Annotated in this window: 12 protein-coding genes; 3 read left to right on the top strand and 9 right to left on the bottom strand. The window is 63.3% G+C overall.

Annotated features, from left to right (window positions below; translation table 11 throughout):
• Positions 1-37: 37 nt before the first annotated feature.
• From scpA to ACPPVP_RS15000, 9 genes are all read right to left on the bottom strand, one after another.
• A complete protein-coding gene (scpA, locus tag ACPPVP_RS14960; RefSeq protein ID WP_426535485.1) occupies positions 38-2197 on the bottom strand; it encodes a methylmalonyl-CoA mutase in 2160 nt (719 codons plus the stop codon).
• Complete coding sequence (locus ACPPVP_RS14965; protein WP_426535487.1) at positions 2194-2532, bottom strand: hypothetical protein; 339 nt, start codon at positions 2530-2532, stop codon at positions 2194-2196. Before ACPPVP_RS14965 ends, scpA begins: the two co-directional genes overlap by 4 nt.
• An 83-nt stretch (positions 2533-2615) precedes the next feature.
• Positions 2616-3083, bottom strand: a complete 468-nt coding sequence (locus ACPPVP_RS14970) for a GFA family protein (protein WP_426535489.1) — start codon at positions 3081-3083, stop codon at positions 2616-2618.
• Positions 3080-4948, bottom strand: a complete 1869-nt coding sequence (locus ACPPVP_RS14975; protein WP_426535491.1) for a methylmalonyl-CoA mutase family protein — start codon at positions 4946-4948, stop codon at positions 3080-3082. The genes ACPPVP_RS14970 and ACPPVP_RS14975 overlap by 4 nt, the downstream gene beginning before the upstream one ends.
• A 94-nt stretch (positions 4949-5042) precedes the next feature.
• Positions 5043-5534, bottom strand: coding sequence for a 2-amino-4-hydroxy-6-hydroxymethyldihydropteridine diphosphokinase (folK, locus tag ACPPVP_RS14980; protein ID WP_426535493.1), 492 nt, complete (start codon positions 5532-5534; stop codon positions 5043-5045).
• Position 5535: 1 nt separating this feature from the next.
• Positions 5536-5907 (bottom strand): dihydroneopterin aldolase, encoded by a 372-nt coding sequence (gene folB / locus ACPPVP_RS14985; protein WP_426535495.1) that lies wholly within the window; start codon positions 5905-5907, stop codon positions 5536-5538.
• Positions 5904-6761: a dihydropteroate synthase gene (gene folP / locus ACPPVP_RS14990; RefSeq protein ID WP_426535497.1), complete on the bottom strand. Its 858-nt coding sequence runs from the start codon at positions 6759-6761 to the stop codon at positions 5904-5906. The genes folB and folP overlap by 4 nt, the downstream gene beginning before the upstream one ends.
• Positions 6762-6835: 74 nt before the next feature.
• The gene (locus tag ACPPVP_RS14995; RefSeq protein ID WP_426535499.1) at positions 6836-7243 is read right to left on the bottom strand and encodes a DUF4332 domain-containing protein; all 408 of its coding nucleotides are present in this window, start codon (positions 7241-7243) and stop codon (positions 6836-6838) included.
• A 55-nt stretch (positions 7244-7298) separates the two neighbouring features.
• The gene (locus tag ACPPVP_RS15000) at positions 7299-7664 is read right to left on the bottom strand and encodes a DUF2267 domain-containing protein (protein WP_426535501.1); all 366 of its coding nucleotides are present in this window, start codon (positions 7662-7664) and stop codon (positions 7299-7301) included.
• Between the two features lie 339 nt (positions 7665-8003).
• On the opposite strand from ACPPVP_RS15000, the gene ACPPVP_RS15005 reads away from it, so the two are divergent.
• The 3 genes from ACPPVP_RS15005 to ACPPVP_RS15015 all read left to right on the top strand — a co-directional run bounded on the left by ACPPVP_RS15005 (position 8004) and on the right by ACPPVP_RS15015 (position 12455).
• Positions 8004-9635, top strand: a complete 1632-nt coding sequence (locus tag ACPPVP_RS15005) for a helicase HerA-like domain-containing protein (RefSeq protein WP_426535503.1) — start codon at positions 8004-8006, stop codon at positions 9633-9635.
• 76 nt (positions 9636-9711) lie between these two features.
• Positions 9712-11034 (top strand): glycosyltransferase family 87 protein, encoded by a 1323-nt coding sequence (locus tag ACPPVP_RS15010; protein ID WP_426535505.1) that lies wholly within the window; start codon positions 9712-9714, stop codon positions 11032-11034.
• A gap of 17 nt (positions 11035-11051) precedes the next feature.
• Complete coding sequence (locus ACPPVP_RS15015; RefSeq protein WP_426535507.1) at positions 11052-12455, top strand: M20/M25/M40 family metallo-hydrolase; 1404 nt, start codon at positions 11052-11054, stop codon at positions 12453-12455.
• Positions 12456-12474 lie beyond the last annotated feature (19 nt).

Consider the following 12474-nt stretch of genomic DNA (forward strand, 5'->3'; position numbering starts at 1 on the left):
GGACGATCCTTCCGGAAGGTGCTCGTCCGGCGGAAAATTACTCCGCCGCCTCGCTACTGTGGCCGAGCCGGGCGTTGAGCTTGTGGATCAGCTCTTCGGCGGCGTCGGAGATCACGGTTCCCGGCGGGAAGATCGCCTCGGCACCGGCCTTGTACAGCGCTTCATAATCCTGCGGCGGCACCACGCCGCCGATGATGATCATGATGTCCTCGCGGCCGTGCTTCTTCAGCGCGGCCTTGAGTTCGGGCACCGCGGTGAGGTGGGCGGCCGCCAGCGACGACACGCCGAGAATGTGCACGTCGTTCTCCACCGCCTGCCGCGCCGCCTCGTCGGCGGTGGCGAACAGCGGCCCGATATCGACGTCGAAGCCGACATCGGCGAAGGCGGATGCGATTACCTTCTGGCCGCGGTCGTGGCCGTCCTGGCCGATCTTGGCGACGAGGATGCGGGGGCGGCGGCCTTCGGCCGTCTCGAACGCATCGATCAGTTCCTGCACTTTTTCGACCCGATTGGACATGGCGGACGCCTCCCGCTTATAGACGCCGGTGATGGATTTGATTTCGGCGCGGTGACGCCCGAACACTTTTTCCATCGCGTCCGAAATTTCGCCGACGGTGGCTTTCGCGCGCGCCGCGTCAATCGCCAGCGCCAGCAGGTTACCGTTGCCTTCGCCGGCGCTGCGCGTCAGCGCGGCCAGCGCCTGATCGACTTCCTTCTGGTCGCGCTCGGTGCGCAGCCGCTTCAGCTTGTCGATCTGTAGACGGCGCACGGTGGAATTCTCCACCTTGAGCACGTCGATCGCGGCCTCATTGACCGGCTTGTACTTGTTGACGCCGATCACCGCCTGCCGCCCGGCGTCGATCCGCGCCTGCGTCTTGGCGGAGGCTTCCTCGATCCGCAGTTTGGGCACGCCGGCTTCGATGGCCTTGGCCATACCGCCGAGCGCCTCGACTTCCTGGATATGGCCCCAGGCTTTCGCCGCGAGATCCCGCGTCAGCCGTTCGACGTAATAGGAGCCGCCCCAGGGATCGATGATGCGGTTGGTGCCGCTTTCCTGCTGCAGGAATAATTGCGTGTTGCGGGCGATGCGGGCCGAGAAATCTGTCGGTAGCGCCAAGGCCTCGTCGAGCGCGTTGGTGTGCAGCGATTGGGTATGGCCCTGCGTCGCCGCCATCGCCTCGATGGTGGTGCGCATGACATTGTTGAAGACGTCCTGCGCGGTCAGCGACCAGCCGGAAGTCTGGCAATGCGTGCGCAGCGACAGCGAGCGCGGATCCTTCGGATTGAACTGCGTCAGCAGCTTGGCCCACAAAAGCCGCGCGGCGCGCATCTTGGCGACTTCCATGAAGAAGTTCATGCCGATCGCCCAGAAGAACGACAGCCGCGGCGCGAAGCGGTCGACATCGAGACCGGCGGCAAGTCCGGCACGCAGATATTCGACGCCGTCGGCCAGCGTATAGGCCAGCTCGAGGTCCTGCGTCGCTCCGGCTTCCTGCATGTGATAGCCCGAAATGGAAATGGAGTTGTACTTCGGCATTTTTTGCGAGGTGTACGCAAAAATGTCGGAGATGATCCGCATCGAGGGCGTCGGCGGATAGATGTAGGTGTTGCGCACCATGAACTCTTTGAGAATGTCGTTCTGAATGGTGCCCGACAGTTTCTCCGGCGGAACGCCCTGTTCCTCGGCGGCTGCTACGAACAGCGCGAGGATCGGCAGCACCGCGCCGTTCATGGTCATCGACACGCTCATCTGGTCGAGCGGAATGCCCGCAAACAGCGTGCGCATGTCGTAGATGGAATCGATCGCCACGCCGGCCATGCCGACGTCGCCTGAGACGCGCGGATGATCCGAGTCATAGCCGCGGTGGGTGGCGAGGTCGAACGCGACCGAGAGCCCTTTCTGCCCGGCCGCGAGGTTGCGGCGGTAGAACGCGTTGGAATCTTCCGCCGTCGAGAAGCCGGCATATTGCCGGATGGTCCAGGGCTGGTTGACATACATGGTCGGGTAGGGGCCGCGCAGATAGGGGGCGACGCCCGGCCAGGTCTCGAGGAAGTCGATACCTTCGAGATCGGCCTCGCTGTAGCCGGGCTTCACCGGGATACCCTCGGGCGTCAGCCACGGCTCGGCGCTGCCGGCGGGTTGCGCGGGCGCCACCGGCTCGAACGTGACATCAGCGAAATTGGGAATGCGGGTCATGAGGTCACCAGTACTGTGTCTCGTCGGGCAACACGGCGCTTCAGCTCGTCACGCACGTCCTTCAGCTCGCAGTCCAGGAGATACAGGTCGTAAAGTGAGGGCTTCCTGAAGCTGAAGTATTGAAGGCCGTAAAATTTGTAGAAGATGCGTGCGTGCAGGAGGCCGCGACCGAACAACAAGCCTAATCCCCTTTGATACACCCATTTGTTGCCAGAAAATCCAGGCAAAGCGCGATGCATGGATTCCCGGTCCGCGATGAGCGCTTCAAACCTTGTCGCGATCTCAGCGTCGCTGAGTTTCGCGAGGTCTCCACGGAGGTTAATTCCAAATCGCATCAATCACGACCTTGGTAGCTTGCTGACCAATTCTACCATGCGGTCCGTCGCTTGGCACAACTCGAATCCAGCAGAAAAACCCATTAATCATGATCTGGATGCTGGTGGCTGCTGATGGTCGCCAGCTTCTCCGGCCCGTAATTCTGCTGCGTGGTCTGGCTCGGCAGGTTGGCGATGCCGACCACCCAGCCGAGCCGGGATTCGGTTCCATATTGCCGCGTCGGCACCACCCGGTCGGGGCGGTCGAACGAGCCGGTCATGATCTCGATCCGGGGTCCGCCGATCCGCCGGAAGCTCAATGGCGTGCCGCAGTCGGCGCAGAAATCGCGCTCGGCGATGGAGGAGGATTGAAAGGCGGATGGCTTGCCGCGGGTCCAGCTGAAGTTTTCATGCTCGATGTCGGCGAAAGAGGCAAACGGTGCGCCCGATGCCTTCTGGCACATTCGGCAATGGCAGATGCTGATCTTGGCCGGCACCCCCGATACCGCAAAGCGGATGGCGCCGCACTGGCAGCCGCCGGTCAGGACCGTCTTGTGGTTGTTTTCCGTCATGCTTGCTCCATCCGCCGCCAGGCTTCCCGCAGCATCGCGAGCGCGTCGCCGCCGGCAAAGATGAAATCACTGATGCCGGCCTCGCGCAGCGCGGCCTCCTGTTCGCCGGGCCGCCCTGCCAGATAGATATGCTTGGCGCCCGCTGCTTGAAGGGCTTTTGCAGCAGATGCCGCGTGTTCCGCATAGGCTTTGTCGGATGAGCACAGGCAAGCAACAGCCGCGCCCGACGTCTTGAACGCGGTGGCCAGCGCGGCCGGGTCGGCAAAGCCCTGGGTGTCGATCGCCTCGATGCCGCCGGTCTCGAAAAAGCTCTTGGCGAAGGTGGCGCGCGCGGTGAAGTCGGCCGCGGTGCCGAGATCGGCGAGGAAGATTTTTGGCCGTGCGCCTGACGTCTTGAGCTTTTCGTCCGACTTGTCGCGCAGTGCCTCGAACGGCGCGGCCAGCCGCATCGGCGCCAGCGGGTCGAACTTGAACTTCGCCTCGCCATAGGATGGCAGCACGATCGGCTTTGCGTCGAGCACGGCGATCTCAGCCTCGTGGAGGTTCGGGAATTCGCTCGCACCGGTCAGAACGTCCTTGCGCTTGGCAATATTGGCCTCGCGCGCGGCTCGTGTCGCGGCGACCTTGCGCTGGATCAGGTTCTGCTCGAGCGCGGCGAAGATGCCGCCGGCCTTTTCGATCTCCTGAAACAGCGACCATGCGGATTCGCAAAGCTGTCTTGTCAATGTTTCGATGCCGCCGGAGCCGGCTGCGGGATCGCTCACCTTGGCGAGATTGGATTCCTCCAGCAGCACCAGTTGCGTGTTGCGCGCGGCACGCCGCGCGAACGGATCGGGCAGACCTAGCGCCAGCGTGTGCGGCAAAACGGTGATGGTGTTGGCGCCGCCGAGACCGGCGGAGAAGGTCGCCATCGTCGCGCGGAGCATGTTCACGTAGGCGTCGCGCTGCGTCAGCATGCGCCACGCGGTATCGGCTGCGACGAACAGCGGCTTCGGCGTCAGCCCGCAGGCCTGCTCGATCCGCGCCCACAACAGCCGCAGCGCGCGGAATTTCGCCAGCGTCAGGAACTGGTCCGCATCGGCGCTGAGCCGAGCATAGACCATGCCTTGCGCGTCTTCGAGCGCAACGCCTGCCTGTTCGATCGCGCGCAGATAGGCGATCCCGGCAGCCAGCACGAAGGCCAGTTCCTGCACTTCCGATCCGCCGGCATCATGGATCACCCGCCCATCGGCGGCTGCGAGCGGGCCCTTGAAGCCCATCGCGGCGAGACCTTTGATCGCGCCGGTGACCGCGGGCACGATTTCGCCCCAGCTGTACGGACTTGAGCCCCACACCGCACAGGACCCGAGCGGGTCGAGCCCGAAGCGGATATCGCAGGCGGCGGGATCGATACCTCTGCGCTTGATATATTCCGCCACGTGAATGGCGGCCATTCGCGACTGCGGGCCGATCTGAAGCTCGATACCGATCCCGGCGTCGAGATAGATACCGTCGAGAACCTGCGCGACCGCGTCCGCCGAAGGATCCAGTCCGAAACCATGGGCATCATTGGCACCGGCGAATACGAGTGTCAGCCCCGTCGCGCCGTTCTCCAGGTCGTGCAGCGCCTGCGCATTGGCTGCCTTCGCGTCGGGATGATCGATCCGCTGCATGATCTGCCAGGGCGCAGCCGCGGCGCGGCCGGCGACCGGCGTAGCTCCCTTCGCACGGGCGTAGATCGGATCGATCTTCAACCCATCGGACGTCTTGCTGACCAGTTTCTCGAACGGCGCGCCCTTCAGCACCCCGTCGACCAGCTTGCGCCAGTCCTCGTAGGTCGCTTGCGGAAACTCCGCGGCCAATGTCAGTTCGTCAGTCTTGGTCATCCGGGCTATTTATTCCCTGGTCGTCTCTTGATTTGGCCGGAAATTGCCACGGGGCGGGCGCCAAGCCAAACGGTTGTTTTGGGGTCTTTCGGGGTCAATCGAGGTCAGGCAACCGCTGGATACCCTCGGTCGAAAGCTGCGCCAGCGCGTCGGCGACGCGGCGTCCCGCAATGATATGGTCGGGCGCGATTTCGGCCAGCGGCACCAGCACGAAGGCGCGCTCCAAAGCCCGCGGATGCGGCAGCGTCAGTTCCGGCTTGTCGAGCTTGACGTCGTCATAGGCGATCAAATCGAGGTCGAGGGTGCGCGGCCCCCAGCGCGTCTCATGGGCGCGGTCGCGGCCGAACTTCTTCTCGATCTTGTGCAAAGTGAACAATAGCGCATGCGGATCGAGGCTGGTTTCGATCTCGATGCAGGCATTGGTGAACGGCGCCTGGTCCTCCTCGCCCCAGGGTGGGGTGGTATAGTCCGAGGAACGCGCGAGCAGGGCGGCTTGTGTCATGCCGCAAATATTGGCGATGGCTTTCTGGAATGTCGCGCGGACGTCGCCGACATTGCCGCCGAGCGCGATCAGCACGTCCGCCATGTCAGGGCGATTGCCGCTTGCGCATCAGCACCACGCCGACATCCTCGAAGATCGCGGCAATCGGTGCATGCGGCTTGTGAACCGTGATCTTGACCGCATCGATGCGCGCAAACGCCGCGAATATCGCGTCGGCAACGGCGCCGGCGGCGCGTTCCAGCAGCTTGTAATTGGTGTTCTTGAACGCCGCCGTCGCGGTCGCGACCACACTGGCATAGGATACGGTGTCGGACAGGTGATCGGTGCGCGCGGCTTCCGACAGATCAGCGGAAAGTTCGAGGTCGATGACAAAGCGCTGCCCGACTTCGGTCTCGTGCTCCATCACGCCGTGGCGGGCATGGATGACGACGCCGGTGATGAAGATCGTATCGCTCATCCCTGTTCCCTGATTGCGGCGGTGACGCGCAGCGCCTGTACGGTCTCGGCGACGTCATGCGCCCGGATGATCCGCGCTCCGTTCTGGGCCGCCAGCAGATGCGCGGCAATCGAGCCGCCGAGACGTTGATGCGGCTCCGACGGCGTCACCGTGCTGATGAAACGCTTGCGCGAGGCGCCGACCAGCAGCGGAAGTCCGAACGACTGCAACTCACCGAGCCGCGCCAGTGCGGTCATGCTCTGCTCGGGCGTCTTGCCGAAGCCGATGCCGGGGTCGAGGACAATCTTGTCAGGCGAAATTCCGGCGCGGGCGGCGATGTCGAGCGAGGCTGCAAAGAAATTGGAGATGTCCTGCATGATGTCGATGGCAGGATCGGTACTATCGCGGTTATGCATGATGATGATGGGCACGCCGCGCTCGGCGACCAGTCCCGCCATGCCGGAATCGCGCTGCAGGCCCCAGACATCGTTGGCGACGATAGCGCCCTGATCGAGCGCCCAGGCGACGACGGCCGATTTCATGCTGTCGATCGACACGGGAATGCCGAGCGCCATCACGTCAGGCAGCACCGGCTGCAGGCGCTTCATTTCTTCTTCCGCCGAGATCGGTTCCGAGCCATAGGGCCGGGTGGATTCCGCGCCGATGTCGATGATGTCGGCGCCCTCCGCAACCATCCGCCGGGCCTGGGCCAGCGCGCGCTCGGGGGCGGCGAATTGCCCGCCGTCGGAGAATGAATCGGGCGTTACATTCAGTACGCCCATCACCGCCGGATAGGGCCTGGACGTTAGCGCAGGCAGCACCGCATGACCGGCCGGACCGGTTGCGGCGGGAGGTCTGGGCTTGGTTGCGATCATGCGGTCGCTTTGCGCGGTCCGCGCCGGGGAGTCAAGGCGTGAGAGCCGGCTGCCGCGGGCCGGTCAGGCCGGCCTCAGTAGCTGATTTTTGGCGCAAGCTTGCGCGCCCGCTCGATCAGTTGCTCGACCGATCTTTCGGAAGGCAAAACCCTGACGAGTTTGCGCCTGGTATTCACGTCTTTCATGTTCTGGGCCAGGCGTGCCGGATTGCGGTGGGCGAGTTCGCGCACGGTGGTGACGCCGGCCGCGCGTACCAGGCCCACCTTGGCCTTGCCCATTCCGGGAATGCGCATGTAGTCGGAAAAATTGGCCCATTCGAGCAGTTGCTGTTCGCTGATGCCGGTCTTCGCCGCGAGTCCCTTGCGTCCCTTCACCGTGCGGGCGGCCTCCAGCAGCGCCTCGGTGGTGCGAATGCCCAACGATTTCAGTTTCGAGGCATAGTAGGCGGTCAAGCCTTCGATCTCGGAAAGGGGATAAGTCATGATACTCGATGAAAAAAGAATGTGCCCGGGCCGAACGTGCTTGCGAAGATGCGTCCTATGCGAATTGGCTGAGGCCCGGCGTCCCTGAAATGATTTCGCCCATTTGATCTGCTCCGATTTTGTCGCGACCGAACCTGAAAAGTTCACGCGCCACGCCTTGGATCTCGTTCATGCCCAGACCGAGCGCCATCAGCCTGGTGCCCACCGCCATCAAGCCTCCGCCCATCAGCCGCGAGAAGCCGCCATTGCTGCTGGACGCCGCGATCGCAGCCTCGGCACCCGGAATTTGGTCGATCAGGGCCTGAACTTTGTCGGAGGGTCCCTCGTTACGGAGAAAACCCAGAACGATGCCGATGGTTTTTTCAGCGACAGCGCTATCGATGCCGGCCTTGAAGGCCAGCCGTCCTATCAGTTCGTCCATATTTGCCCCGTCCCCAACCGGTTTAACCGGGTCGCCTGCTTACCGATTGATCTTGAGCGCCTGCCATTTGAAATACAAGCGATCCGCGCGTGCGAAGGCAGTTTTGGTTCTAGATCGAGTCGCGAGTGTTGCAGCAATGCAAGAGTGAGTGCCGGATTCAGGTGGGCTTATTGCGCTGCGTTCACGATTTCTCCGCGGGAGGACGGAAAAAAGTATGAGAAACGCAAACGATGAAGCGGGTGAACGCTCACGTTTACGTCGCCGACGGTTTCAATCCGCGGCCAGGATGCGATATGATCGCCAACCAAATCTACCCGATGCGCGCGAAAAGGCGGTGCGATGGTGACCTCCGATAACAAGACGGCCGATACCGACGAGAAGATTTTTATCGGCAAGGGCGAACAGACGGCTTGGCTGACGCTTGCGCTTGCCAATCGGCACGGCCTTGTCACCGGAGCGACCGGAACCGGCAAGACCGTCTCGCTGCAGGTGATGGCGGAGGGCTTTGCCCGCGCCGGCGTTCCCGTGTTCGCGTCCGATATCAAGGGCGACCTGTCCGGTATCTCGGAAGTCGGCGAGGGCAAAGATTTCATCCTCAAGCGCGCCGGAGAGATGGGCCTTAATTTTCAGCCCGACCAGTTCTCGACTGTGTTTTGGGACGTGTTCGGCGAGCAGGGCCATCCGGTTCGCGCCACGGTCACCGAGATGGGGCCGCTATTGCTGTCGCGGATGCTCGATCTGAACGACGTGCAGGAAGGTGTTCTCAACGTCGCATTTCGCGTGGCGGACGAAAACGGCCTGACGCTGATCGACATGAAGGATCTGCGGTCGCTGCTGGATGCGATCGCGCCCGCCGGCGGCAAAAAAGGGCCGGATGCCGAGGAGGATGAACTCGCGGATATCCGAAAGGCGGCGCAGAGCTACGGCAATGTCAGCAAGGCAACTGTCGGGACCATTCAGCGCCAGCTGCTGGTGCTGGAAAACCAGGGCGGCACGAAATTCTTCGGCGAGCCGGCGCTCACCCTGAAGGATTTCATGAAGACCGACAGCGACGGCCGGGGAATGGTCAACATCCTGGTTGCCGACAAGCTGATGCAGAGCCCCAGGCTCTACGCCACTTTCCTGTTGTGGATGCTGTCGGAGCTGTTTGAAGAACTGCCGGAAGCCGGCGACCTGCCGAAGCCGAAACTGGTGTTCTTTTTCGACGAGGCGCATCTGTTGTTCAACGACGCGCCGAAGGCGCTGATGGACAAGATCGAGCAGGTGGTCCGGCTGATCCGCTCCAAGGGCGTCGGCGTCTATTTCGTCACGCAGAACCCGATCGACGTGCCGGACAAGGTGCTGGCCCAGTTGGGCAACCGCGTGCAGCACGCGTTGCGCGCCTTCACGCCGCGCGATCAGAAGGCGGTCAATGCGGCGGCGCAGACCTTCCGCCCCAACCCGAAGCTCGACACCGCCCGCGTCATCATGGAACTCGGCAAGGGCGAGGCGCTGGTGTCGTTCCTGGAAGGCGGCGGCACGCCGACCATGGTCGAGCGCGTCATGATCCGGCCGCCGACGGCGCGGATCGGGCCGATCACGCCGGAGGAACGCAAGGCAATCATGAACAACAGCCCGGTCAAAGGCAAATACGAGACCGCGATAGACGCCGAATCCGCCTATGAGATGCTGCAGAAGCGCGTTGCCGGAACGGCGGCGCCTGCGGATGGGCAAGGTGGTGGCGCCGGCGCCGCCGGAGGCGGAATTCTCGGACAGCTCGGTTCGATCGTCGGCACGATCTTCGGCACCAACGTCAAGCGTGGCAGGATGTCGACCGGTCAGGTGATTGCGCGAGACGTCACGCGCTCTGTCACCAACAAGGTCATCGGCGGTGTCGCTGCCGATCTCGGCAAAGCAGTCGGCGGCTCGCTCGGTGGTTCTATCGGGCGCTCGCTGGTGCGCGGCGCGCTCGGCGGCTTGCTGCGGCGGTAGAGCGTTTTCGAGCGAAGTGGCAGTCGGTTCGCGCGAAGAGCTGCGACGTAATCTCCTCTGAATCCGGAACGAGCGTGTGCTGAGATATCCGTCGCTACGAAGGCCGCTCGATCTGCTGTTTCTGGTCTGCTGCATCGCCTTGACCGCCGATGTGCTCGTTCCGGAAATCTGGGGCAGCGGCAAGACCAAGGACTATCCGCTCTGGTTCTGGGCGGGGCAGCAGGTACTGCAGGGGAGGAACCTCTACCCAGAGAATCCCGCTGTCTATTTCGAATTCATCTATCCGCCGCTCTCGGCGGTGCTGCTCGCGATCCCGAGCTGGTTCGGCAAGATCCCGCTTTATCTGTGCCTGTCGTTCCTCAACATCGTCGCGTGGTGGATGACGGCGCAGTTCTCGCACGCGATGGCGGGGTCGGGGCGCAAGCCCGGGCCATGGCTGGAAGCGTTGCCGGGCTTCGTCACCGTCACCTTCGTGTTCGACATGTTCGATCTGGGCCAGCCGAATCTCGTGCTGCTGGCGCTGATGCTCTACGGGTTCTGGCTGCTGCGCGATCACCGTGGCTGGATGGCGGGCAGCATGTTTGCGCTGGCGACCGCCATCAAGGTGTTTCCGGTGGCGGTGCTGCCCTATCTGGTGTGGCGAAGACAGTGGGCGGCGGCCGCGAGCATGCTGGTGTTCATCGGCGTGTTTCTGTTCGTGCTGCCGGCGCCGTTTCGCGGCTTCCAGCACAACGCCGCGGAGCTCAAGACCTGGTATCAGGGCATGGTGGGGACCAGTTCGGAGAAGGGGTTCGGGCAGCGCGATGAGCAGAACTGGTCGTGGGTCAACCAGTCGATCATCGCCATGACGCACCGGCTGACGCGACCGGTGAACTATAATCAGGACGATCCATCCAAGCCTGTGCGCACGATGAATGTCGCCGACCTCGATTTCAAGACGGCGAACTGGGTCGTGCTGGCGATCTCGCTCGCGATCGGGCTCGGATATGTCGCGGTGATGCCGCCGGCGTCGCGCCGTACGGAACGCTCGGATGCCGAGGAGATCGGCATTCTCTTTTGCCTGATCACCGTCGCCTCGCCCTTGGCCCGCCAATATTACTTCCTGTGGCTGTTCTTTCCGATCACCGTGCTCGCGCATCGCGCCGCCTATGATCTCAGGCCCGCGGCGAGGGCCGGCACGTGGGTGCTGCTCGCTGCGGCGGGCGGCTTGCTGTGCCTCTCGCTTCCGCTGTTTCCGACCGACCTGCAGGCGTATGGCAATAATCTCGCCGCCACCGTCCTGCTGACGGCAGGGCTGGTCTGGCACATATTGCATCCGCCTGCCGCGGATGTTGCCTTGCCTCAGGCCGCAGGCGGGCTACAACTTGACGCCAATAACAAGGCTCACAGCCAAGGGTAACCTAGGGATAATCCGCCATGTCCAACGCAAAGATCCAGCCGGTTCTCGATCACATCGACGCCGATTTCGACAACAGCCTCGAGCGGCTGTTTGCGCTGCTGCGGATCAAGTCGATCTCGGCCGACCCGGCCTTCGCCGGCGATTGCAAGGCGGCCGCCGATCACCTTGCCAAGGATATCGCGACGCTCGGTTTCAAGGCCGAGGTGAGGCCGACGGCGGGACACCCCGCGATCGTCGCCAAGGCCAACGGCAGCAGCGACGGCCGGCCGCATGTTCTGTTCTACGGGCATTATGATGTGCAGCCGGTCGATCCGCTCAATCTGTGGCATCGGCCGCCGTTCGAGCCTGTTGTCACCGACCATGTCGATGGCAGAAAAATCATCGTGGCGCGCGGCGCGGAGGACGACAAGGGGCAGTTGATGACTTTCATCGAGGCCTGCCGCGCCTGGAAGAAGGTGACGGGATCGCTGCCGGTCGATGTCACGATCCTGATCGAGGGCGAAGAAGAAGTCGGCTCGAAGAATTTCGTGCCGTTCATGGAGGCGATCAAGGATGAGTTGAAGGCCGACTTCGCGCTGGTCTGCGACACCGGCATGTGGGACCCGAACACGCCCGCCATCACAACCTCGCTGCGCGGCCTGATGTATGACGAGGTCACCATCAAGGCCGCCAACCGCGACCTGCATTCCGGCGTATTCGGCGGCGGCGCGCGCAACCCGATCCGCGTGCTGACCAACATCCTCGGCGGCCTGTTTGACGACAACGGCCGCATCACCATTCCCGGCTTCTACGACGGCGTGAAGGATCTGCCGCCGGATATTCTGGCGCAGTGGAAGAACCTGAACCTGACGCCGGAGTCGTTCCTGAAGCCGATCGGTCTGTCGATCCCCGCCGGCGAAAAGGATCGCCTGCTGATCGAGCAGGTGTCCTCGCGTCCGACCTGCGACATCAACGGCATCATCGGCGGCTATACCGGCGAGGGCTCGAAAACCGTGATCCCGGCGGAAGCCTCCGCAAAGGTCTCGTTCCGTCTGGTCGAAGGCCAAGACCCGCAGAAGATCAAAAAGGCATTCCGCGACTATGTCACCGCGCGGCTGCCGGGCGACTGCAAGGCCGTCTTCACCGAGCACTCCAGTGGCGCGGCCATCGCGCTCGACTGGAACATGAAGCCGCTGGCGGCTGCCAAGCGCGCGCTGACCGAGGAATGGGGCAAGGAGGCGCTGCTGGTCGGCTCCGGCGCCTCGATCCCGATCGTCGCGGATTTCAAGAAGACGCTCGGCCTCGACAGCCTGCTGGTCGGCTTCGGCCTCGACGACGACAACATCCATTCGCCGAACGAGAAGTACGACCTCAAGAGCTTCCACAAGGGCATCCGCTCCTGGGCGCGGATTTTGGGTGCGTTCGCGGAGGCGGCGCGCTGAATTGCGACGCTGCGTAGGG

It is taken from the genome of Bradyrhizobium sp. McL0615, assembly GCF_049993905.1.
Classification (GTDB): Bacteria; Pseudomonadota; Alphaproteobacteria; order Rhizobiales; family Xanthobacteraceae; genus Bradyrhizobium.